The organism is Micromonospora sp. WMMD734, assembly GCF_049178975.1.
GTDB lineage: Bacteria > Actinomycetota > Actinomycetes > Mycobacteriales > Micromonosporaceae > Micromonospora > Micromonospora wenchangensis.
The window spans coordinates 449,439-470,935 of sequence record NZ_JBMHMK010000001.1 but is presented as its reverse complement, the minus strand read 5'-3'; the positions used below and the strand labels follow the sequence as shown (position 1 = coordinate 470,935).

26 protein-coding genes are annotated in these 21,497 nt (G+C 75.0%); 3 read left to right on the top strand and 23 right to left on the bottom strand.

Annotated features, from left to right (window positions below; all coding sequences use genetic code 11):
• Nucleotides 1-96 precede the first annotated feature (96 nt).
• Nucleotides 97-1,557: a PLP-dependent aminotransferase family protein gene (locus ACN267_RS02185; RefSeq protein WP_421487790.1), complete on the bottom strand. Its 1,461-nt coding sequence runs from the start codon at nucleotides 1,555-1,557 to the stop codon at nucleotides 97-99.
• Nucleotides 1,558-1,615: 58 nt separating this feature from the next.
• On the opposite strand from ACN267_RS02185, the gene ACN267_RS02180 reads away from it, so the two are divergent.
• Nucleotides 1,616-2,326 carry a YczE/YyaS/YitT family protein gene (locus ACN267_RS02180; RefSeq protein WP_281895622.1) on the top strand — a complete coding sequence of 237 codons (711 nt, stop codon included), beginning with the start codon at nucleotides 1,616-1,618 and terminating at the stop codon, nucleotides 2,324-2,326.
• 57 nt (nucleotides 2,327-2,383) lie between these two features.
• Complete coding sequence (locus ACN267_RS02175; RefSeq protein ID WP_204959245.1) at nucleotides 2,384-2,842, top strand: hypothetical protein; 459 nt, start codon at nucleotides 2,384-2,386, stop codon at nucleotides 2,840-2,842.
• Nucleotides 2,843-2,862: 20 nt separating this feature from the next.
• Here the strand turns inward: ACN267_RS02175 and hisF are convergent, their stop codons facing one another.
• From hisF to hisD, 12 genes are all read right to left on the bottom strand, one after another.
• Nucleotides 2,863-3,630, bottom strand: a complete 768-nt coding sequence (hisF, locus tag ACN267_RS02170) for an imidazole glycerol phosphate synthase subunit HisF (protein WP_088643065.1) — start codon at nucleotides 3,628-3,630, stop codon at nucleotides 2,863-2,865.
• Between the two features lie 158 nt (nucleotides 3,631-3,788).
• Complete coding sequence (locus ACN267_RS02165; protein ID WP_421487789.1) at nucleotides 3,789-4,787, bottom strand: NADP-dependent oxidoreductase; 999 nt, start codon at nucleotides 4,785-4,787, stop codon at nucleotides 3,789-3,791.
• Nucleotides 4,788-4,833: 46 nt separating this feature from the next.
• Nucleotides 4,834-5,265 carry an organic hydroperoxide resistance protein gene (locus ACN267_RS02160; protein ID WP_239485624.1) on the bottom strand — a complete coding sequence of 144 codons (432 nt, stop codon included), beginning with the start codon at nucleotides 5,263-5,265 and terminating at the stop codon, nucleotides 4,834-4,836.
• 5 nt (nucleotides 5,266-5,270) lie between these two features.
• Complete coding sequence (locus tag ACN267_RS02155; RefSeq protein ID WP_204959249.1) at nucleotides 5,271-5,717, bottom strand: MarR family winged helix-turn-helix transcriptional regulator; 447 nt, start codon at nucleotides 5,715-5,717, stop codon at nucleotides 5,271-5,273.
• A gap of 100 nt (nucleotides 5,718-5,817) precedes the next feature.
• On the bottom strand, nucleotides 5,818-6,234 hold the full coding sequence (locus ACN267_RS02150; RefSeq protein ID WP_204959250.1) for a RidA family protein: 417 nt from the start codon (nucleotides 6,232-6,234) through the stop codon (nucleotides 5,818-5,820).
• Nucleotides 6,231-6,959 carry a bifunctional 1-(5-phosphoribosyl)-5-((5-phosphoribosylamino)methylideneamino)imidazole-4-carboxamide isomerase/phosphoribosylanthranilate isomerase PriA gene (gene priA / locus ACN267_RS02145; protein ID WP_421487788.1) on the bottom strand — a complete coding sequence of 243 codons (729 nt, stop codon included), beginning with the start codon at nucleotides 6,957-6,959 and terminating at the stop codon, nucleotides 6,231-6,233. The genes ACN267_RS02150 and priA overlap by 4 nt, the downstream gene beginning before the upstream one ends.
• A 16-nt stretch (nucleotides 6,960-6,975) precedes the next feature.
• On the bottom strand, nucleotides 6,976-7,299 hold the full coding sequence (locus ACN267_RS02140; protein WP_204959252.1) for a hypothetical protein: 324 nt from the start codon (nucleotides 7,297-7,299) through the stop codon (nucleotides 6,976-6,978).
• A gap of 39 nt (nucleotides 7,300-7,338) precedes the next feature.
• Entirely contained in the window at nucleotides 7,339-7,965 is a 627-nt protein-coding gene (hisH, locus tag ACN267_RS02135; protein WP_421490374.1) for an imidazole glycerol phosphate synthase subunit HisH, read from the bottom strand.
• A gap of 14 nt (nucleotides 7,966-7,979) precedes the next feature.
• Nucleotides 7,980-8,150 (bottom strand): hypothetical protein, encoded by a 171-nt coding sequence (locus ACN267_RS02130; RefSeq protein WP_204959254.1) that lies wholly within the window; start codon nucleotides 8,148-8,150, stop codon nucleotides 7,980-7,982.
• Nucleotides 8,151-8,181: 31 nt separating this feature from the next.
• Nucleotides 8,182-8,793 (bottom strand): imidazoleglycerol-phosphate dehydratase HisB, encoded by a 612-nt coding sequence (gene hisB, locus ACN267_RS02125; protein WP_204959255.1) that lies wholly within the window; start codon nucleotides 8,791-8,793, stop codon nucleotides 8,182-8,184.
• Complete coding sequence (locus ACN267_RS02120; RefSeq protein WP_421487787.1) at nucleotides 8,790-9,863, bottom strand: histidinol-phosphate transaminase; 1,074 nt, start codon at nucleotides 9,861-9,863, stop codon at nucleotides 8,790-8,792. Before ACN267_RS02120 ends, hisB begins: the two co-directional genes overlap by 4 nt.
• Complete coding sequence (gene hisD, locus ACN267_RS02115; RefSeq protein ID WP_281895607.1) at nucleotides 9,860-11,182, bottom strand: histidinol dehydrogenase; 1,323 nt, start codon at nucleotides 11,180-11,182, stop codon at nucleotides 9,860-9,862. Before hisD ends, ACN267_RS02120 begins: the two co-directional genes overlap by 4 nt.
• Nucleotides 11,183-11,288: 106 nt before the next feature.
• Here hisD and ACN267_RS02110 point away from each other — a divergent pair, with 106 nt between their 5' ends.
• Nucleotides 11,289-11,987: an LON peptidase substrate-binding domain-containing protein gene (locus ACN267_RS02110; RefSeq protein ID WP_204959258.1), complete on the top strand. Its 699-nt coding sequence runs from the start codon at nucleotides 11,289-11,291 to the stop codon at nucleotides 11,985-11,987.
• On the opposite strand, the gene ACN267_RS02105 is transcribed toward ACN267_RS02110, so the two are convergent.
• From ACN267_RS02105 to ACN267_RS02060, 10 genes are all read right to left on the bottom strand, one after another.
• Nucleotides 11,902-12,864, bottom strand: coding sequence for a DUF2567 domain-containing protein (locus ACN267_RS02105; protein ID WP_421487786.1), 963 nt, complete (start codon nucleotides 12,862-12,864; stop codon nucleotides 11,902-11,904). The genes ACN267_RS02110 and ACN267_RS02105 overlap by 86 nt on opposite strands.
• A gap of 56 nt (nucleotides 12,865-12,920) precedes the next feature.
• Nucleotides 12,921-14,558 carry a MinD/ParA family ATP-binding protein gene (locus ACN267_RS02100; protein ID WP_204959259.1) on the bottom strand — a complete coding sequence of 546 codons (1,638 nt, stop codon included), beginning with the start codon at nucleotides 14,556-14,558 and terminating at the stop codon, nucleotides 12,921-12,923.
• Between the two features lie 283 nt (nucleotides 14,559-14,841).
• Nucleotides 14,842-15,609 carry a hypothetical protein gene (locus tag ACN267_RS02095; RefSeq protein ID WP_421487785.1) on the bottom strand — a complete coding sequence of 256 codons (768 nt, stop codon included), beginning with the start codon at nucleotides 15,607-15,609 and terminating at the stop codon, nucleotides 14,842-14,844.
• Between the two features lie 2 nt (nucleotides 15,610-15,611).
• Complete coding sequence (locus tag ACN267_RS02090; protein ID WP_204959261.1) at nucleotides 15,612-16,559, bottom strand: RluA family pseudouridine synthase; 948 nt, start codon at nucleotides 16,557-16,559, stop codon at nucleotides 15,612-15,614.
• Nucleotides 16,556-17,209, bottom strand: a complete 654-nt coding sequence (gene lspA, locus ACN267_RS02085; RefSeq protein ID WP_204959262.1) for a signal peptidase II — start codon at nucleotides 17,207-17,209, stop codon at nucleotides 16,556-16,558. Before lspA ends, ACN267_RS02090 begins: the two co-directional genes overlap by 4 nt.
• Before the next feature lie 66 nt (nucleotides 17,210-17,275).
• Nucleotides 17,276-17,707, bottom strand: coding sequence for a TraR/DksA family transcriptional regulator (locus ACN267_RS02080; RefSeq protein ID WP_204959263.1), 432 nt, complete (start codon nucleotides 17,705-17,707; stop codon nucleotides 17,276-17,278).
• A 223-nt stretch (nucleotides 17,708-17,930) separates the two neighbouring features.
• Nucleotides 17,931-19,433 (bottom strand): potassium/proton antiporter, encoded by a 1,503-nt coding sequence (locus ACN267_RS02075; protein WP_204959264.1) that lies wholly within the window; start codon nucleotides 19,431-19,433, stop codon nucleotides 17,931-17,933.
• Nucleotides 19,434-19,455: 22 nt separating this feature from the next.
• Nucleotides 19,456-19,761: a DUF167 domain-containing protein gene (locus tag ACN267_RS02070; protein ID WP_204959265.1), complete on the bottom strand. Its 306-nt coding sequence runs from the start codon at nucleotides 19,759-19,761 to the stop codon at nucleotides 19,456-19,458.
• A gap of 11 nt (nucleotides 19,762-19,772) precedes the next feature.
• On the bottom strand, nucleotides 19,773-20,597 hold the full coding sequence (locus ACN267_RS02065) for a hypothetical protein (protein WP_204959266.1): 825 nt from the start codon (nucleotides 20,595-20,597) through the stop codon (nucleotides 19,773-19,775).
• Nucleotides 20,598-20,667: 70 nt separating this feature from the next.
• Nucleotides 20,668-21,468, bottom strand: a complete 801-nt coding sequence (locus ACN267_RS02060; RefSeq protein WP_204959267.1) for a DivIVA domain-containing protein — start codon at nucleotides 21,466-21,468, stop codon at nucleotides 20,668-20,670.
• Nucleotides 21,469-21,497 lie beyond the last annotated feature (29 nt).

The following is a 21,497-nucleotide window of genomic DNA, read 5'->3' as shown; positions in this document are numbered from 1 at the left end:
GGTTCGCCCCGACCGGCGACCCGGCCGACGGGGCGGGCACCCCGCCCGGTGCGGCGGCCTGCGGCCCGGCCACCGTCACGGCCCGACCGGGCCGGCTCAGGCGATGACCGCGGGCTCCCGCCAGCGCGGGCGGCCCGCGCCCCGGTCGAGGTCGTAGCGGATCGCGGCCAGCCGGCCGACCGCCTCCACCAGGTCGGCGGCGGGCAGGGTGAAGGGCAGCCGCAGGAACCGTTCCAGGGTGCCGTCCAGGCCGAACCGGGGGCCCGGCGCCAGCCGTACGCCGACCTCCTCGGCCGCCCGGGCCAGCGCGCTGGAGATCGGGCCGTCCAGCTCGACCCAGAGCGTGACGCCGCCCCGGGGCACGTCGAAGCGCCAGTCCGGCAGCCGTTCGGCGAGTGCGGCGAGCAGCGCGTCACGTTGGGTGACCAGTTGTGCCCGGCGGGCCGCGACGATGGCCGGGGCCTGGGCGAGCAGGTGCACCGCCACCAGTTGGTCGAGCACCGGGCTGGCCATGTCCACCCCGACCCGGGCGGCGGCGAGCCGCTGCACCTGCGGGGCGGAGGCGCGGACCCAGCCGATGCGCAGGCCACCCCAGAAGGGCTTGCTCATCCCGCCGATGGAGATCACCCGGGAGTGCCTGTCGAACACGGCCATCGGTGGGGGCAGCGGTGTGTCGTCCAGCGGCAGGTCCACGAAGGACTCGTCGACGACCAGGTCCGTGCCGGCGGCGTGGGCGGTGGCGACCAGCCGCTCCCGCAGTTCGGCGGCCATCAGGTGCCCGGTCGGATTGTGGAACTCGGGGATCAGGTAGGCCAGTTTGGGCCGGGTCTGCCGGACGCTGCCCAGCAGCAGGTCGGCGTCCCACCCGATCCCGTCGACGGCGAGGCCGTGGGTGGTGATCCGGGCCCGCCGGGCGGCCAGCGCGGCCAGCGCGTTCGGATAGGTGGGCGATTCGACCAGGACGTTCCCGCCGGGCACCAGGGCCAGCCGCAGCACCAAGTCCAGGGCGTGCTGGATGCCGTTGGTCACCATGATCTGCTCGGCGCTGGTGGGCAGCCCCCGCGCGGTGTACGTCCGGGCGACCGCCTCGCGCAGCTCGATGATGCCGGTGGGGTGGTAGCCCGCGCCGGACAGGTACCGCGGCAGGTCCTCCACGGCGGCCCGGGCGACCGGGACCAGTTCGGGCGGGGCGCCCAGCGCGGCCACCCCGAGGTCGAGCATGTCGCGGTCGTCCATCGGGGTCCACAGGCCGGTGCTGGCGACCCGGTGGGTGCCGGGCAGCATGGTCCAGCTCCCCGCGCCGCGCCGGCTGGCCAGGTGGCCCGTCTCGCGCAACTGCCGGTACGCGGCGGTGACCGTGGTACGGCTGATCCGCAGCGCCTCGGCCAGCTCCCGTTCGGCCGGGAGGCGTACCCCCAGGGGGAGCCGGCCGTCGGCGAGCAGGCCCCGGACGGCGGCGGCGAGGGCGGCGTAGTCGGGACTGCGGCGGCGACCGGGCAGAGCGTGCCACTGCCCGAGCAACCGCGCCAATTGGACCCCTCGCACCTGGCTGGTCACGGCCACCCCTTCGGAATTGGCTCTTCAGTGGGCGATATTGGCCCCTAGGGTGGCATGCATGGCTCCGATTGGCAATCTCCGGCACCGGCCCGGCCGCCGGCTCACCCAGCTCTACGCCGGGCTGGTCCTCTACGGGGTCAGCATGGCCATGATGATCCGTTCCGGGCTCGGGCTGGACCCGTGGGACGTCTTCCACCAGGGGCTGTCCCGGCAGACCGGCCTGTCGTTCGGCACCGTGACCATCGCGGTCGGCGCGGTGGTGCTGCTGCTCTGGATCCCGCTGCGGCAACGACCCGGGCTCGGCACGGTGAGCAACGTGCTGGTGATCGGATTGGTGGTGGACGCCACGGTGGCCCTGCTGCCCGCCGGGTGGCCGCTGCCCGCCCGGATCGCCCTGCTGCTCGGCGGGATCGTCGCCAACGGCGCGGCCACCGGCCTCTACCTCGGCGCCCGGCTCGGCCCCGGCCCCCGCGACGGCCTGATGACCGGATACGTCGCCCGCCGGCCGGGCCGCTCCGTCCGGCTCGTGCGCACCGTGATCGAGGTCACCGTGCTGGCCCTGGGCTGGCTGCTCGGCGGCACGGTCGGCGTGGGCACCGTCGCGTACGCGCTCGGCATCGGCCCGCTGGCCCAGTTCTTCATCCCCCGCTTCGCCCTCCCCGATCCGCCGGCGACGGCCCGCACCACCCCGGCCAACGGTGCCCCGCCACCGGTTTCCACCCCGCCGTGCGGCGCTGCGTCCGGAACCGGGCACGCTGAGCTGCGCTGACACGACAGGGGGAAAGTAGGTGTTTCCTCAACGGACACCTACGGGCATCATTCGTGCATGGGGGAGAACGCGTGGCGCTGGACGGACGCCTGGATCTTCGTGTCACTGGTGATCGCCAGCGGGGCCGGACGGCACCGGCGGGCGGCGGACTCCCGCCGCCCGGAGGGGGTACGACTCACCGACGTGCTGTCCACCGCCGACCACCTCAACCAGGCGATCCCCGAACGACAGGACGTGGAGACAGCGGTCCGGCGACTGGTCGGCGCGGGGCTGGTCACCGTCTCCGACGGCTGGTTCCGGATCACCCCGGACGGTGAGCAGCTCTGGCGTACCCGCCCCCGGGCCGGGGTGGGTGGCACGGTCGACAGCATGCAGGGGGTGCTGGTGCGGCGGCACGCCCCGGGCAGCGCGGACTGGCACCTGGCCGAGGAGGAGCACGCCGCCGCCGTCCAGGAGTACGTGGTGCGGTCGATCCCGGCCCCCCGCCGCTCCCCGGAGGGGCAGAGCGGGCGCTGAACCACCCGCGCGGGCGCGGGTCAGCGCACGGGGTGGCCCGCGTCGCGCAGGGCGTCCTTGACCTCGCCGACGGTCAGCTCGCCGAAGTGGAAGACGCTGGCGGCCAGCACCGCGTCGGCACCCGCGCCGATCGCGGGCGGGAAGTGCGCCACCCGGCCCGCGCCGCCGCTGGCGATCACCGGCACGTCGACCACCGCCCGGACCGCCTCGATCAGGGTCAGGTCGAAACCGGCCTTGGTGCCGTCGGCGTCCATCGAGTTGAGCAGGATCTCCCCCGCGCCCAGCTCGGCCCCGCGCGCCGCCCACTCGACCGCGTCGAGCCCGGTGCCCCGGCGGCCACCGTGGGTGGTCACCTCGAAACCGCTGGGGGTGGTGCCGGCGGGCGCCCGCCGGACGTCCAGTGAGAGCACCAGCACCTGCCGGCCGAACCGGTCGGCGATCTCGGCGATCAGCTCGGGACGGGCGATGGCGGCGGTGTTCACCCCCACCTTGTCGGCCCCGGCGCGCAGCAGGGTGTCCACGTCGGCGACCTGGCGTACCCCGCCGCCGACGGTGAGCGGGATGAAGACCGACTCGGCGGTGCGGCGCACCACGTCGAGCATGGTGCCCCGGTCGCTGGAGGAGGCGGTGACGTCCAGGAAGGTCAACTCGTCCGCGCCCGCCCGGTCGTACGCCGCCGCCAGCTCCACCGGGTCACCGGCGTCGCGCAGGTCGAGGAAGTTGACCCCCTTGACCACCCGCCCGGCGTCCACGTCCAGACACGGGATCACCCGCACCGCCACCGTCATACGCCGAGCCTATCCAACGCCCCACCCCGCCACCCCCACGCGGGTACGCCGGTGCGCCGGTGATCAAGAGGTTTGCGTCATCCTTCGAGATCGAACTGACGCAAACCTCTTGATCACCACTGTCAACGGGGCGGGCGGGCGGGACGGGATGGGGTGGGTCAGAGGCGGACGAGCATTTTGCCGAGGTTCTCGCCGCGCAGCAGGCCGAGGAACGCCTCGGGGGCGTTCTCGATGCCGTCGACGATCGTCTCGTCGTAGGAGAGCTTCCCCTCGCGCAGCCAGCCGGCGACCTCGGTGACGAACTGCTCGCGCAGGCCGCCGTGGTCGCCGACCAGGAAACCGCGCAGGGTGAGCCGCTTGCCGATGACCAGCGCCAGGTTGCGCGGCGCGGCCGGCGGCTCGGCCGCGTTGTACTGCGCGATCATCCCGCAGATGGCGGCCCGGCCGTGCAGGTTCATCGCCCCGATCGCGGCCTCCAGGTGCTCGCCGCCCACGTTGTCGAAGTAGACGTCGATCCCGTCCGGGGCGGCGGCCTTCAGCGCGTCGCGGACCGGGCCGTCGTGGTAGTCGAAGGCGGCGTCGAAACCGAGCGCCGTCAACCGCTCCACCTTGGCCGGCGAGCCGGCGCTGCCGACCACCCGGCCGGCCCCCTTGAGCTTGGCGATCTGGCCGACCATGCTGCCCACCGCGCCGGCCGCACCGGAGACGAACACCGTCTCCCCCGGCCGCATCGCCGCCACGTCGAGCAGCCCGGCGTACGCGGTCAGCCCGGTCATCCCGAGCACCCCCAGGTAGGCGGAGACCGGGGCGAGGTCCGGATCGACCCGGCGGGCGGACCCGGCGTCGAGCAGGGCGTACTCGCGCCAGCCGAGCCCGTGCAGCACGGTGTCGCCGACGTTGATCCCGTCGCCTCCGCCGGCCACCACCTCGCCGACCGCGCCACCGTCGAGCGGCGCGTCGAGGGCGAACGGCGGCACGTAGGACTTGACGTCGTTCATCCGGCCCCGCATGTACGGGTCGACCGAGATGTACTGGTTGCGGACCACGATCTGCCCCGGCCCCGGGGTGGGCACCCCGGCGTCGACCAGGCGGAAGTTGTCGGTGGTCGGCCAGCCCTGTGGGCGGGAGGCCAGGTGGATCTCACGGTTGCTGGTCATGCGGTTTCGTCCTCTCGTACCCGATGGTCGTGGCCCGGTGCGGCGGTCAGGCCGCAGCCGCCTCGCGCACGGTGAGGGTCACCTCGATGTTGCCCCGGGTCGCGTTGGAGTAGGGGCAGACCTGGTGGGCGGCCTCGACGAGCTGCTGGGCGGCGGCGCGCTCGACGGCCGGCAGGTCCACCACCAGGGTGACGGCCAGACCGAAGCCGCCGCTGCCGTTCGCGCCGATGCCGACCTCGGCCTCGACGACCGAGCCGGTGACGTCGGCCTTGGCCCGGCGGGCGACCACGCGCAGCGCGGAGTGGAAGCAGGCCGCGTAGCCGGCGGCGAAGAGCTGCTCGGGGTTGGCCGCGCCACCGACGCCACCCATCTCCTTCGGCACGGCCAGGTCGAGGTCGAGGGTGGCGTCGGAGGTGCGGACGTGGCCGTCGCGCCCGTCGCCGGTGGCCGTCGCGGAGGCGGTGTAGAGCACCTGCATGGGGATCACTGCTCCTTCTGTCGGTGGATCGTCTCGGTGACCCGGGTGAGGGTGTCGCGCAACGCGACCAGCTCGGTCTCGTCGAGGCCGGTGGAACAGGCCACCCGCAGCGGCACGTCGGCCATCCGCTGGCGCAGGGCCGCGCCGTCGGCGGTCAGCCCCACCTCCACCCGCCGCTCGTCGAGCGCCGAGCGGGTGCGGACCACCAGGCCCGCCGCCGCCAGCCGCTTGAGCAGCGGGGAGAGGGTGCCGGAGTCGAGCCGGAGCGCGGCCCCCAGCTCGGAGACCGTGGGCGGGTCGTCGCCGCGCTCCCAGAGCACCAGCAGCACCAGGTACTGCGGGTAGGTGAGCCCGAACTCGTCGAGGAGGGGCCGGTACACGTCGGTGAGCGCCCGGGAGGCAGCGTAGAGCGCGAAGCAGACCTGATCGCGCAACACCAGATGGTCACTCACCCGGCAAAGGTAGCCCGCAATTCAATTGTGCACAACTCATCTGGGCCGGGAGTGACAGCCGTCTCCCGGTCCCGACCGAGCCCGGCCGGGATCGGGGCGGTCAGGACGGCGGGAGATGCGCCTCCAACTCGATCTCGACCAGATGGTCCGGATCGAGCAGGCCGACAACGACGACCATCGTGGCGACCGGCCGGACCGCACCGAAGACCGCCTGGTGCGCCCGGCCCACCTCGTCGACGAAGAGCCGGTCGGTCACGTACATCCGGGTCCGCACCACGTCGGTGGGACCCGCACCCACCTCGGCCAGCGCGGCCAGGCCGATCCGCAGCGCCTGGGCGGTCTGCGCCGCCGCGTCACCGACGTGCGTCACCACCCCGTCGACCGTCGACGTGCAGCCCGACGTCCAGGCCGAGCGGCCGGCCCGGACCACCCGGGAGTAGCCGTAGCGGGCCTCCCACGGGCCGCCCGAGCCGAGCCGGGTGACGGTCCCGTCGTCCGGGTCCGCCGCGTCGGTCACCCCGCGGCCCGCAGCGTCGCCAACGCCTCGGCCACCGTGAACGCGCCCGCGTACAGCGCCTTACCGGCGATCACACCCTCCACGCCGGCCGCCTCCAGGGTCGCCAGGGCGCGCAGGTCCCCCAGGGTCGACACGCCGCCCGAGGCGATCACCGGGGCGTCGGTACGGGCACACACCTCACCCAGCAGGTCCAGGTTCGGCCCGCGCATCGTGCCGTCCTTGGTGATGTCGGTCACCACGTACCGGGACGCGCCGGCGGCATCCAGCCGGGCCAGCACCTCCCACAGGTCACCGCCGTCACGGGTCCAGCCCCGCGCCGAGAGGGTACGACCCCGCACGTCCAGGCCGATCGCCACCCGGTCGCCGTACTCGGCGCAGATCCGGTCACACCACTGCGGGTCCTCCAACGCGGCGGTGCCGATGTTCACCCGGGCCGCCCCGGTGGCCAGCGCCGCACGCAGCGACGCGTCGTCGCGGATGCCACCGGACAACTCCACCCGCACGTCCAGCTTGCCGACCACCTCGGCCAGCAGGGCGGCGTTGGAGCCACGGCCGAACGCGGCGTCCAGGTCCACCAGGTGGATCCACTCCGCGCCGTCGTTCTGCCAGGCCAACGCCGCGTCGAGCGGGTCGCCGTAGGCGGTCTCGCTGCCGGCGGCGCCCTGCACCAGCCGGACGGCCTGGCCGTCGGCGACGTCCACGGCGGGCAACAGGGTCAGGGTCACGTTTCCTACTCCTCGTTCAGATCCGACGGTCCAGGGCGATCACCACGATCGCCGGCAGGACCAGAAGCAACAGCACGACCAGCGCCACCCGCAGCGCGAGATCGTCGACGAAAACCCAGATCAGCGCCAGCGCCGCCGCGGTCAACCCGATGATGGCGGCCCGCTCGCCCCGGGTACGCCGGGCCAGCCGGCCCGTCCGGCCCCGCCGCCACTGCGGGGTGACCCGGCGGACCAGGGCACGCCGACGACGACGCCGGGCCATCCGACGTTCCCGAACGACCCGTTCCCGGGCGGCCTGCGCCTCCCGGGCGGCCCGCCGCCGGGCCCGCTCCTTGCTCACCGCGCACCCGGCCCGCGCCGGCCGGCCCCGCCCCGGGTCTCAGCCAACCGTGGCCAGCCAGTTGCGCAACAGCACCGCACCCGTCTCGGCCGACTTCTCCGGGTGGAACTGGGCCGCCGACAGCGGACCCCACTCCACCGCCGCGACGAAGTCCGTGCCGTGGTGGGCGGTGGTCACCCGGGCGCCCGCCTCACGCAACGACGCCTGGTCGAGCACCCCGTAGGAGTGCACGAAATAGAACCGGCTGTCGGCGGGCAACCCGGCGAACAACACCGACCCGTCCGGCGGGGCGACGGTGTTCCAGCCCATGTGCGGCAGCCGCTCGGCGGGCAGCCGGGTCACCCCGCCCGGCAGCAGCCCCAGCCCCTTGGTCACCACGCCGTGCTCGTCGCCGTGCGCGAAGAGCACCTGCATGCCGACGCAGATGCCGAGCACCGGGCGACCGGCGGCGACCCGTTCGGCGATCACCGGGCCGGCACCCAGCGCCTCGATCCCGGCCATGCAGGCCGCGTACGCGCCGACACCCGGCACCACCAGGCCGTCGGCCGCGGCGGCGGCGGCCAGGTCGGCGGTGACCGTCACGTCCGCCCCGGCGTGGGCCAGCGCCCGCTGCGCCGAACGCAGGTTGCCCGACCCGTAGTCGAGCACCACGATCCGCTTGCCCATGCCGTGCGCGCCCATCAGCCCTCCCCGGGTAGCAGCCAGAGCACCCCGCCGGCGGTGGCCAGCACGGCGAGCAGCCCGGTGACCACGATCGCACCACGCGGCGCGTCCTGCCGGTACAACGACCAGGCCCCACCGACCAGGATGCCGGCGAGGATCAGCAGCAGGGTCGGCAGCACCGGGCCCATCAGCGCCGCCCTCCGCCCCGGGCCGGGCCGCTCACAGCGCGCCCTTGGTGCTGGGCACCACACCGGCGTTACGCGGGTCGAGCGCGGTGGCCTCCCGCAGCGCCCGGGAGACCGCCTTGAACTGGGCCTCCACCACGTGGTGCGCATCCGGGTGGCCGCCCGGCCGGGCCGCGCGCAGCACGTCGACGTGCAGGGTGACCCGGGCCGCCTGGCCGAAGGACTCCCAGATGTGCCGGGTCATGCTGGTCGGGTAGACCGGCCCGATGTACGGGGCCAGCGCCGGCTCGTCGTGCACCACGTACGGACGGCCGGACAGGTCGACGGCGGCCCGGACGAGCACCTCGTCCATCGGGACGGTGGCCGAGCCGTACCGCCGGATGCCGGCCTTGTCCCCCAGCGCCTGGTCGAACGCGGCGCCCAGGGCCAGCGCGGTGTCCTCCATCGTGTGGTGGGCGTCGATCTCCAGGTCGCCGACGGTACGCACGGTCAGGTCGAAGCCGCCGTGCCTGGCGATCTGGTGGAGCATGTGGTCGTAGAAGCCGACCCCGGTGCTGATCTCGGCCCGGCCGGTGCCGTCGAGGTCGATCTCGACGAGGACCTTGGTCTCCTTGGTGATCCGCTCCACCCGGGCGGTGCGACTCATGACAGTTTCTCCATCGCGGTGAGGAAGGCGTCGGTCTCGGCGGGGGTGCCGGCGGTGACCCGCAGCCAGCCGGGCAGGCCCACGTCGCGCACCAGCACCCCGGCGTCGAGCAGGGTCCGCCAGGCCGCCGACTGGTCGTCGCCGACGGCGAACAGCACGAAGTTGGCGTCGCTGTCGGCCACCCGGTGCCCCCGGGCCCGCAGGGTCGTCACGATCCGGTCCCGCTGCTCCTTGATCGCGTCGACGGTGCCCAGCAGGACGTCGCGGTGGGCCAGCGCCGCGCGGGCGGCGGCCTGGGTGAGCGCCGAGAGGTGGTAGGGCAGCCTGACCAGCTGCACCGCCGCCACCACCGCCGGGTCGGCGACCAGGTAGCCCAGCCGACCACCGGCGAACCCGAACGCCTTGCTCATCGTCCGGGTCACCACCAGCCGCGGGTGCCCGGGGAGCAGGGCCAGGGCGCTGGCCGTGCCGGGCCGGGCGAACTCGGCGTACGCCTCGTCGAGGACCACCATGCCGGGGGCGACGTCGAGCACGGCGGCGACCACCGCCGGGTCGAGCGCGGTCCCCGTCGGGTTGTTCGGGGAGCAGAGGAAGACCACGTCGGGGCGGTGCGCCCGGACCTCGGCGACGGCCTCGTCGGCGGTCAACCCGAAGTCCACCCCCCGCTGCGCCGGCACCCACCGGGTGCCGGTGCCCAGGGACAGCAACGGGTGCATCGAGTACGCCGGCACGAAGCCCAACGCGCTGCGCCCCGGCCCGCCGAACGCCTGGAGCAGCTGCTGCTGGATCTCGTTGGAGCCGTTGGCCGCCCAGACCTGCTCGGCGGTGATCCCGTGCCCGAGGTAGCCGGCCAGGTCGGCGCGCAACGCCACCGCCTCCCGGTCCGGGTAGCGGTTGAGGCCGCGCAGCTCGGCGGCGAGCGCCTTGCCGATCGCCGCCACCACCGGCTCGGGCACGGCGTAGGAGTTCTCGTTGGTGTTCAACCGGACCGCCACGTCCAGCTGCGGCGCCCCGTACGGCGAGCGGCCCCGCAGGTCGTCGCGGATCGGCAGGTCGTCGAGGGTGGTCACGACGCCTCCCCGGCGAAGCGCGCGGCGACCGCCTGGCCGTGCGCCGGCAGGTCCTCCACGGTGGCCAGGGTCACCACGTGCGGCGCGACGTCACGCAGCGCCTCGCGGGTGTATTCCACCAGGTGCACCCCGCGCAGGAAGGACTGCACGGACAGCCCCGACGAGTGCCGGGCGCAGCCCCCGGTGGGCAGCACGTGGTTGGAGCCGGCGCAGTAGTCGCCGAGCGACACCGGCGCCCACGGCCCGATGAAGATCGCCCCGGCGTTGCGCACCCGCAGCGCCCAGTCGCGGGCGTCGCGGGTCTGGATCTCCAGGTGCTCGGCGGCGTACGCGTCGACCACCCGCAGCCCGTCGGCCAGGTCGTCGACCAACACGACGCCGCTCTGCTCCCCGCCGAGCGCGGTGCCGACCCGCTCGGCGTGCTTGGTCGCCGGCACCTGCCGGGCCAGCTCCCGGTCGACCGCGTCGGCCAGCTCGACCGACGGGGTGACCAGCACGCTGGCCGCCAACGGGTCGTGCTCGGCCTGGCTGATCAGGTCGGCGGCGACGTGCGCCGGGTCGGCGGTGTCGTCGGCCAGCACGGCGATCTCGGTCGGGCCGGCCTCGGCGTCGATGCCCACCACGCCGCGCAGCAGCCGCTTGGCGGCGGTCACCCAGATGTTGCCCGGCCCGGTGATCATGTCGACCGGCGCGCAGCGCAGGGTGCCCGCGGCGTCGACCGTCGACCCGTACGCCAGCATGGCGACCGCCTGGGCACCGCCGACGGCGTACACCTCGTCGACGCCGAGCAGCGCGCAGGCGGCCAGGACCCGGGCGTCGGGAAGGCCGCCGTTGTCCTGCTGCGGCGGGCTGGCCACCACCAGCGAGCGGACCCCGGCCGCCTGGGCCGGCACCACGTTCATCACCACGGTCGACGGGTACATCGCCAGCCCGCCGGGGACGTAGAGGCCGACCCGGTCGACCGGCACCCAGCGCTCGGTGACCGTGCCGCCCGGCACGACCTGGGTGGTGTGGTCGGTGCGGCGCTGGTCGTCGTGCACCCGGCGGGCGCGGGCGATCGACTCCAGCAGCGCGGCCCGCACGTCGGGATCGAGCACCCCCTCGGCCGCGGCGATCGCCTCGGTCGGGACCCGCAGCACCGGCGGGCAGATGCCGTCGAACCGCTCGCTGGCCTCCCGGATCGCCGGGTACCCATGATCCCGGACCGCCTCGACGAGCGGGCGGATCCGCTCGACCGCCACGGAGACGTCGAGCTGGGCACGGGGCAGCAGGCGACGCGGGTCGGAAACCCCGCCGCGCAGGTCGATCCGTTTCAACACGCCCCCGAGTCTAGGCGGCGGCCCGGAGGGCGACCCGGGCCGCCCGTACCGCGGGACGGTGAGCCGGGACACGCCGACCGCGCCGGATCGGGCTACGCTCGGACGCGTGACCGCACGGCTGCCGGTGTTTCCCCTCGCAACGGTGCTCTTCCCGGGTCTGGTGCTGCCGTTGCACATCTTCGAGGAACGCTACCGCCACCTGGTACGGGACCTGGTCGGGCGCCCCGAGGGGATGCCCCGCGAGTTCGGTGTGGTGGCCATCCGCTCCGGCTGGGAGGTCGCCCCGGCCGGGGGCCGGGCCACCCCGGGCGGCGGCGAGGTGACCCTGCACGAGGTGGGTTGCACCGCCGAGCTGCGTCAGGTCACCGAGCTGGACGACGGTGGCTTCGACATCGTCACGGTGGGCCGGCGGCGGTTCCGGGTCGCCGGGGTCGACCGGGAGGCCGCCCCCTACCTGACCGCCGACGTCGAGTGGCTGCCCGAGCCGACCGGCCCGGACGAGGCCGCCGAGCTGCTGGCGGCCCGGGTGATCGCGGTGTTCCGGCAGTACCTGGGCCTGATCCGGGACGACCCGCAGGAGCTGTCCGAGCAGCTCCCGGAGGACCCGACGGTGCTGTCGCACCTGGTGGCGGCCACCGCCGTGCTGACCGTGGCCGACCGGCAACGGCTGCTCGCCATCGACGACACCGCCGCCCGGCTGCGCGCCGAGCTGCGGCTGCTCAACCGCGAGTCGGCCCTGCTGCGTCAGGTGCGGGCGGTTCCGGTGCCGCTGTCGGAGCTGGCGTCCCCGCCGGCCCCCAACTGACCCCGCCCGCCGGGCCGACCGCACCCGGCGGGCCGCCCCCGTCGGGCGCACCGGCCGCGCCCGACGCGTCCGGCCAGCCGGGTCCGCCGGGCTCCGGCTCCGGGCGCAGCGACGGCCACCGCGACCAGCCGGCCAGCAGGGTGTACGCGACGGCGGCGGCGAACGCGGCCAGCAGCAGGTTGCCGTACGGCACGGGCAGCACGCCGAAGAGCCGGTCGATGCCCCCGGCCCGCAGGTCGGCCGGCTTGTCGAAGGACGTGCCGGCGGGGGCGGTGGCGAGCAGCCGCTGGTAGCCGTCCAGCCCGACCCGGCGGCCCACCTGCCAGGCGACCAGGGCGGTGCCGAGCGCGCCGACGGTCAGCGCGACCAGGTTCACCGGGCCCCGGCGGCGACGCAGCAGCATCCACACCGCGATCGCGGCGAGCACCCCGAAGCCGAGCCCGAGCAGGCTGAACCAGCCGTCCGCGGCGATCGGCTGCTCCGGCTGGGGCTGGGCGTAGACGGCGCCCTCGGCGGTCTTGAGCACCGGGGTGTCCGGGGCCAGCGCGGCCCAGAGCAGTCCCAGCGGCACCCCCAGCGCGGTCAGGCCCAGCACCAGGCCGGCCGCCACCGCCGGGGTGTGCCGGGGTCGCGGCTCCCCCGGCTCCCCCGGCTGCGCCGGCCAGCCGGACGGCGGCGGCCACGGCAGGTACGACCCACCCGGGTCGTGGCCGGGCCCGGCCGGTGCTCCGGCGGCAGACGACTCGTCGCCGCGCGACTCAGCGGCAGCCGACTCGGCGGCGGGCGGCCCATCGGCGGACGGCCCGGCGGGCGGGGTGGGCGCGGCACCCGCCGGGGTGTCGGCGGGGCGGTACGGATCGGGGGTGTCCGGGCTCACCCGATGATCCTCTCAGGCGTGGTGGCACGGCGGGGCGGCGGAGCCCGTACCACCCCTCACCGGGCGAACGGTTCCAGCATCACCGAGGCGGCCCGCAGCCACGCGGCCCGGGTCTCCGCCTGGAGCTGGTGGTACTCGATCGACGAGCCGGTCTCCAGCACCGGGTCGTACGGCACGACGGCGACGGCCCGGGTCCGGGTGGCGAAGTGCCGCTCCAGGTCGTCCTGGAGGGTGGACCGGCCGGGGGTGGGGCAGGAGATCAGGGTGACCGCGTTGTCGGCCAACTCGCCCATGCCCTCCTCGTGCAGCAGGTCCAGCATCCAGTCGGCGCTGAACGCGGCGTCCTCGCGGGGCACGGTGGTCACCACGAGCTGGTCGGCGGCGTGCATGACGGTGCGCCAGTTGGGGCTCTCCACGTTGTTGCCGGTGTCCACGCAGACCACGTCGTGGGTGCGGCGCAGCAGCTCCAGCACCCGCTTGACGGTGAACTGGTCGAGCCGCTGGGCGAACCGGGGGCTCTCCTCCCCGGCCAGCACGTCGTACGAGCCGTCGGAGGCGTGCCGCAGATAGTCGTCGAGGGACTCCAGCAGCTCCGCGCCGTCCCGGATCTCGATGTGCGCCAGATCGCTGATCAGATGCCTGATCGTCCGGGCGTGTCGGGCGCTGCCGGCGCGCAGCCCGAGGGTGCCGCGCAGCTCGTTGTCGTCCCAGGCGAGCACCCCCCGGCCCCGGACGCTGCCGACGGTGGCGGCGGCGAGCACCGTGGCGGTGGTCTTGTGCACCCCACCCTTGGGGTTGGCGAAGGCGAGCACCCGGGGGGTGCCCAGGTCGCGGCGGAGGATGCCGGCGGCCCGTTCCTGCTCGTCCTGGGGACCCTGCTGACGCCACTCGATGCGGGCCGGCTCGATCCGGGCCGGGTAGCCCCGGTCGGCGGTCACCGCCGGCGGGTACGCCACCGGCTCCGGCTGGTACGTCGGCTCCGGCTGGTAGGCGGGCTCGGGCTGGTACGTCGGTTCGGGCTGGTAGACCGGCTCCGGCTGGTACGTCGGCGTCGCCGGGTATCCGGGCTCGGGATACGCCGCCGGCTCGGGGTAGGCGGGTTGCGGCGGCTGGTACGTCGGCTCCGGGGGCGCGTAGCCGGGCGTGCGGTAGCCGTTGTCCAGCAGCGCGTAGCGGGACTCGGTGGGCGGCGGCTCGGCCCGGTAACCGTTGTCGAGCAGCGCGTAGCGGGACGGGACGACCGGCGGCTCCGGCGGCCGGGCCGGCTCCGGCAGGTAGCCGGGGTCGGCCGGGTAGCCACCGGGGGCACGGTAGCCGGGATCGGCCGGATAGCCCTGGTCGGCGGGACGGCCCGGGGCGGCCGGATAGCCCGGGGCAGCCCGGTAGCCCTGGTCGGTCGGACGGCCCGGGTCCACCGGGTAGCTGACGCCGGGGCGGTAGCCCGGATCGGGGCCGTACCCGGGATCGGGGCCGTAGCCCGGGTCGGGCGGTGGCGGCACGGCGGCCGACCCCCGGCCGGACCAGCCGCCACCGGGCGCCCGGCCGGGCAGCGGCTCCCGGGGCGCGTCGCCGCCACGGCGGTCCGGCTCCGCCGGTTCGGCGGCGCGTCCACCGAGGCGGGCGCGCTCGAAGAGCGTCCGCCATCGCGGTGCCGGTTCGGCCGACCGGCCCCAGCCGGTCTCGGTGCCGTCCAAGGCTCGCCCTCCCGCGCCGTCGATCTCCGCCTGACAGGCTACGAACGAAACCCTATTCGGACCACACCGGTCTGCACACATCTGCCGGGGACAATACTTACCGCGACCGGACGGGCGACGCACCGCGACGGGAGTCCGGGGAGGTGGGAGCGGGGGTCGGCACCAGCCGGCCCGGTCCCACCCCGGTCGGTGCGGGTACCGGCACGATCACACGGGGTGCTCCTTCCGACGAATCGCCCACCGCCGGACGTCCGGGCCGGGCGGCCGGCGGGCGGGAGCGGGGTCAGGCGGGTGGTTGGTCGGTGTCGGCGGGGGGCCGGGCCACGTCCCGCTGCTCCGGCAGCGGCGGCAGGAAGACCGTCCGGTCCAGCCGGGTCACCTCCGGGGCCGGGTCGACCGTACGGACCCCGTCCCGCCCGGCCGTGGCACGCAGGGCGGCCGGCTCGGCCCGGACCACCGCCGCGTAGACGCAGGCGCACGCCGACCGGTAGCCGGCCGCCTCCCGCGCGGCGACCTGCGCCCCGGTCTCGTACTCTCGGCGGGTCGTCGGGTCGTCGGCGGCGGCGGCCCGGCTGCGCCGGTCGGCGGCCTCCCGGTCCTTGCGGTCGGCGAGACCGGCCATCCCGGCGGTGACGTCCTGCGGCAGCCGCTGCGCCGGCAGCCGGACCACCTCGGTCTGCCGGTCGGGCAGCGGCACCCGGACCACCACCGCCGCCACCTCGACGCCGGCCAGCAGCGCCGGCAGCCGGTCCGGCGCGACGTACCCGTCGAAACTCACCAGGGCGTACGCCCCGGCGGTGAGCGCGGCGAGTTCGGCCCGGCTGGCGGTGGCGTAGCCGGGCAGCGAGTCCCCGGGCAGCACCCCGACCCGGGTCACCTGCCCGACCGTACGGTCACCGACGGGTGCCGGCCGGCGGGCCGACCAGCCGGCGGCGAGCAGCACCGCGCCGACGGCGAACACCGCCGTGGTGACCAGCCACCGGGCCGGCCGGGGCGCGCCGGCCGCCGGGGCGTCGGTCGGCCCGGGGTCGTCCGGCGGATCGTGCCGCACGGTCAGTCGCGCAGGATCGTCAGCGCGCGGGCCAGGTCGTCCGGGTACTCGCTGACGAAGGTCACGTCGTCGCCGGTGCGTGGGTGGGCGAAGGTCAACGACCTGGCGTGCAGCCACTGCCGGCGCAGTTCGAGCCGGGCCGACAGGGTCGGGTCGGCCCCGTAGGTGAGGTCGCCGACGCAGGGGTGCCGCAGGGTCGAGAAGTGCACCCGGATCTGGTGGGTACGCCCCGTCTCCAGCCGGACGTCGAGCAGGCTGGCCGCCGGGAACGCCTCGATGGTGTCGTAGTGGGTGATGCTCGGCTTGCCGTCGGAGACCACCGCCCAGCGGTAGTCGTGGTGCGGGTGCCTGTCGATCGGGGCGTCGATGGTGCCGCGCGACGGATCGGGGTGCCCCTGGACCACCGCGTGGTAGCGCTTCTCCACCTCGCGGTACTTGAACGCCCGCTTGAGCGCGGTGTACGCCTGCTCGCTCTTGGCCACCGCCATGATCCCGGTGGTGCCCACGTCGAGGCGGTGCACCACACCCTGCCGCTCGGCCGCCCCGCTGGTGGAGATCCGGTGGCCGATCGCGGCCAGGCCGCCGATGACGGTCGGGCCGGTCCAGCCGGGGCTGGGGTGGGCGGCCACCCCCACCGGCTTGTCCACCACGACGATGTCGTCGTCGGCGTAGACCACGGTCAGCCCGGGGACCGCCTGCGGCACCACGGTCGGTGGCGCGACCGGGGCGGGCAGCGTCACCTCCAGCCAGGAGCCGGCGCGTACCTTGTGCGAGTTCTGCCGGGCCGCGCCGTCGACCAGGGCGTCCCCGGCGTCGACCAGCGCGGCGGCAGCGGTGCGGGAGAGCCCGAACAGCCGGGACACCGCCTGGTCGAGCCGCATGCCGTCGAGGCCGTCCGGGACGGGCAGCGAGCGGTGGTCGCCACCGGTGGCGGTGGAGGTGGAGGTCATGCCCGCTCCCGGGGTTCGGCGTCGGTCGGTGCGGTCTCGGCGGACACCGGACCGGTGGGTGGTCCGGTCGTCGCCGGGGTGGCGGTGTCGCCCTTGGCCCCGACCCGCCGCCCGTCGCGCTGCCGGCCGGTCAGCTCCAGCAGCACGGCCAGCAGCACCCCGGAGACCAGGCAGCTGTCGGCCAGGTTGAACACCGGCCACACCTGGCCGTACGGGTCGAAGAGGCTGACCATGTCCACCACGTGCCCGACGAAGTGGCCGGGCGCGCGGAAGATCCGGTCGGTGAGGTTGCCCAGCGCGCCGCCCAGCACCAGCCCCAGCGAGACCGCCCAGGGCAGCGAGCGCAACCGCAGCGCCATCCAGGCGATCCAGCCGACCACCCCGATGGTGATCAGCGGGAACACCCAGGTGTGGTCGGCGCCGATGCTCCACGCCGCGCCGCTGTTGCGGGTCAGGGTGAGGTAGACCGCCCCGCCGAGCAGGCGCACCGGCGGGCGGTCGTCGAGCAGTTGCAGGGCGAGATGCTTGGTGAGCAGATCCGTCAGCAGCGCGAGCAGCGCGATGCCCACGAGGAGCACGACCGCCCTGCGGCGGGGCGTACGGCCGGCCGGCTCGGTGGTGCCGGATCCGGCGGTCGGTGCTGTGGTCATCGACTCCCCATCGACTGTCCCGACGACGCAGGTCCGCCGTCTCGCGAGGTCACCGGGGAGCGGACGTCAGCGCCGTTCCTCCAGCTGCTTGCAGGTCACGCAGAGGGTCGCCGACGGGAAGGCGGCGAGCCGCTCGACCGGGATCGGGTTCCCGCACCGCTCGCACCATCCGTAGCCGCCCTCGTCGAGCCGCTCCAGGGCACGCTCGACCTGGGTGATCCGTTCCCGGATGCTGTTGGCGAGGGAGATCTCCTGCTCGCGCTCGAACGTCTTGGTGCCGGTGTCGGCCTGGTCGTCCCCGGCCGAGTCGGTCAGCCGGTCGCGCTGCAGCTCGGTGATCTCGCTCAGCGTCTGATCGTACTCGGCACGCAGCTCGTCCCGTCGGGCTGCCAGGGCCGCCCGGATCTTCTCGGTCTCCGCCGCGCTGCGGGTGGCCTGCGCGGTGGCCTTCGCCGCGGGTTTGCGACCGGCGGTCCTGGTGTCGGCTGGCTTCGCCATCGTCAGCTCCCTCAGCCGCGGGACGCGGCGCTCGGCGGTGCCCGGACAGGGTCCGCCGATGTGGCGTCCCCGGGTAACAAAACGGGCGCACGGCAACGGTGGCCGCGCACTCCGGAGGTTGGCAAGAATACGGAACGTACAGGCGTCCGACAACGTGCCGCACTGTCGTACCGCTATTCAGCCCCTAATAACCGCTAATTGGGGCAAAACGAAGACTAGCAGATCAGCCCTCCCGATCCTCGCCGTACTCGCCGAACCACCTCGCCAGGCGACCCCGCCGACTGATCGCCCGCAGCCGCCGCTCCGCCTCGTCCCGCACCCCGGCGGTCGCCACGATCAACATGCTGTCCCCGGTCTTGAGCCGGGTGTCCGCGCCCGGCACGAACCCCACCCCGTCGCGCAGCACCAGGGTCACCGACGCGCCCACCGGCAACCGCAGCTCGTCCACGTGCACCCCGGCCAGCCGGGACCCCGCCGGCACCTCCAGCTGGAGCAGATCCGCCCGCATCCGCTCCAGCGGGGCGGTCTCCACCCGGATCTCGGCCGGCTCGGCCGGGGCGGTCACCCGCAACCGGCGGGCGGCCGGCGCGAGCGTGCCCGCCTGGAGCACCGTGAAGATCACCACCAGGACGAAGACCGCGTCGAACAGCCGGTCCGCCCCGGGCACCCGGGCCGACAACGGGATGGTGGCCAGCACGATCGGCACCGCGCCACGCAGCCCCGCCCAGGACAGGAAGAGCTGCTCGCGCAGGCCCACCCGGAACGGCAACGCCGACACCAGCACCGACAGTGGCCGGGCCACCAGCAGCAGGGCCAGCCCGGTGACCACCGCCGGCACCAGCGCGGTGTGCAACCGCTCCGGCGTGGCCAACAGCCCGAGCAGCACGAACAACCCGATCTGGGCCAGCCAGGCCAGCCCGTCGGCGAACCCCAGGATGGCCTGCCGGTGCGGCAGCCGGGCGTTGCCGAGCAGCACCCCGGCCACGTAGACGGCGAGGAACCCGGAGGCGTGCAGCACCGCGCCGGCCGCGTACGCCAGCACGGTGAACCCGACCGCGGCGATCGGGTACAACCCGGACGACGGCAGCGCCGCCCGGCGCAGCGCGAACCGGCCGGCCAGCCCGGTGGCCAACCCCACCGCCGCACCCACCCCCAGCTCGTAGCCGACCAGGAAGACCTCGAACCACCACGGGTGCTCCACCGGCCCGGTGCGCGACAGCAGCACCACCAGGATCACCACCGGGGCGTCGTTCATGCCCGATTCGGCCTCCAGGGCGGCCACCAGCCGGGGCGGCAGCCGCAACCGGCGCAGCGTGGCGAACACCGCCGCCGCGTCGGTGGAGGAGAGCACCGCGCCGTAGAGCAGCGCCAACCGCCAGTCCAGCCCGAGCAGCAGGTGCACCACCAGCCCGACGACGACGATGCTGACCAGCACCCCGACGGTGGACAACGCGCCGGCCAGCCCGAGCACCGGGCGCAGGGTGCTCCACCGGGCGGTGAGCCCGCCCTCGGCGATGATCACGATAAGGGCGCAGAACCCCAGCACCCGGGTCAGCTCGGCGTCGTCGAACCGGATGCCCAGCCCGGCCTCGCCGATCGCCACCCCGAGCGCGAGATAGACCAGCAGGCTCGGCACGCCCAGCCGGGTGGAGAACCGCACCGCGCCGATCGCCACCAGCAGTACGGCCGCCCCCAGGAGCAGAGCCAGATCCAGTCCCGGCGTCACGGGCGCCCCACCCGGGGCACCGTCACCCGGCCGATCCGTCGCGCAGCCGCCGCAGCAGCGCGGTGACCTCCGGCGTCACCCCGTCCACCAGGAAGAGTTTGTCCCGGCTGGCTGCGCCGGTACGCAGCGCCACCGCCGCCGGGCGGACCCCGAGCGCCCCGGCCAACGCCCGACGGGCCGCCTCGGTGGCCCGGCCGTCCACGGCCGGCGCGGTCACGGCGATCACCAGGGCGGGCCCGTGCGGGCCGGTGAAGCAGCCGCCGACCCGGGGCCGGGACGCGCCGGGCTTGACCCGCACCGCGACGGTCACCGTGTCGTCAGTGGGCATCGACGCCGACCTCAGCGGGGGTAGGTGTCGGCGAGCAGGGCGGTGTCCGGGTTGCACAGGCCGCACGGGGTGAAGCCGAGGGAGACCGCCTCGTGCACCGGCAGCGGCTCGTGGTCCCGTTCGATCAGGTGGGCGCAGGAGAGCAGGTGGTAGCGGGGATGCCCGTCGACCACCCGCACCTCGGCGTCGAGCTGGGCCACCCGGGCGGCATCGGCGGGCGGGACCCGTTGGGCCGGCGGGTCCCACGGCGACGCGGCGTCGTCCGAGTGCTCCCAGGGCGGCGCGAGATCGTCCCCGGCCGCCCAGGCCGGGTCGTCCGCCGGGTCCCGACGCGGGTCGTCCGGGTCGGGCAGGTGAGGGTCGGTGGCCGGGTCCGCGCCGGGCCCGGCCACCGGGTCGGGGCCCGTGCGGCCCGGCACGGAGGACACGACGACGGGCTCCCAGGGGGCCTCCGCGTCGGGCTCCCAGGCACCGGCGTCGGGGCGGGTGGAAACGTCGACGGGATCGCCGGTCACCGGTGTGCCGGGTGGTTGCCGCCACCCGGCGTCACCGGTGCCGAACGTCGTCGCAGGGTACGTCGTCGGTTCGTCCGACGGCACGGACGCGGCCGGCGGGGTGGTCGGGTGGGACTCCGTCGCGCCCCGACCCCGCGCCTGCGCCCGGTCCGCCGCCCTCGCCCGGGTGACGGCTGCCTGGCGGGCACCGGCCACCAACGCGACGGCGGCCAACAGACTGGCCGCGATGGAACTGGTCAACAGCGTGCTGGAGCCGTCGACGAGACCGAACGCCAGCAGGACGACCGCGACGAGGATGAGCAGCAGACTGGCGACTAGCACGGCTCACCCCCGCCGCGTCGTGGGTCGTGGCTGGGTCGGCGACCGTCGGGGGACGGCCGCCGACCGTGGATCAGCGACCTGCTTCGAGGGCGCCGGAGCGACCGCCGCCGTACGAGCCGGCGAGGCCGGCCGCGGCGAGGCCGTTGCCACCGACGGCACGGGTGCCCTCGGCGCGGGTCATCTCGGCTTCGAGGCCCTGGCCCCGACCGTCGAGGTCCCGCAGCTGGCTCTCCAGGTACGCCTTGAGCCGGGTGCGGTACTCACGCTCGAACTGCTTGAGCTCCTCGATGTGCTTCTGCAACGCGGTCCGCTTGGCGTCCAGGCCGCCCATGGCCTCCTGGTGCCGCTGACGGGCGTCGCGCTCCAGCGCGTCGGCCTTGGCCCGCGCCTCGCGGGTGACCTCCTCGGCCTTGGAACGCGCCTCGGAGAGCAGCTGGTCGGCCTCCCGACGGGCGTCGGAGACGTGGTCGTCGGCGGTGCGCTGGGCCATCATCAGCACCCGCAGCGCCTGCTGCTCGCCGTCGCCGCCGACGGCCGGGCCACCGGTGCTGCGGACCTGCTCCAGCTCGGCCTGCATGGCGCGGGCGGCCTGCTCGGCGGCGGCCTTGTCGCGCTGCACCCGGTCGAGCTGGGCCTTGACGTCGTTGAGCTCCGCCGCCAGCCGGGCATCGCCACCGGGGCCGGCAGGGGCCCCACCACGACCGCCGCGCTCCACCTGGGCGCGCAGCTCGTTGTTCTCCTCGATCAGACGGGCAAGCTCACGCTCGACCTCGTCCAGGAAGGCGTCGACCTCCTCCTCGTCGTACCCCCGCTTGCCGATCGGCGGCTTTTTGAAGGCGACGTTGTGCACGTCGGCCGGTGTCAGCGGCATCGAAACTCCTCGGGTCAGTTGCGGCCGCG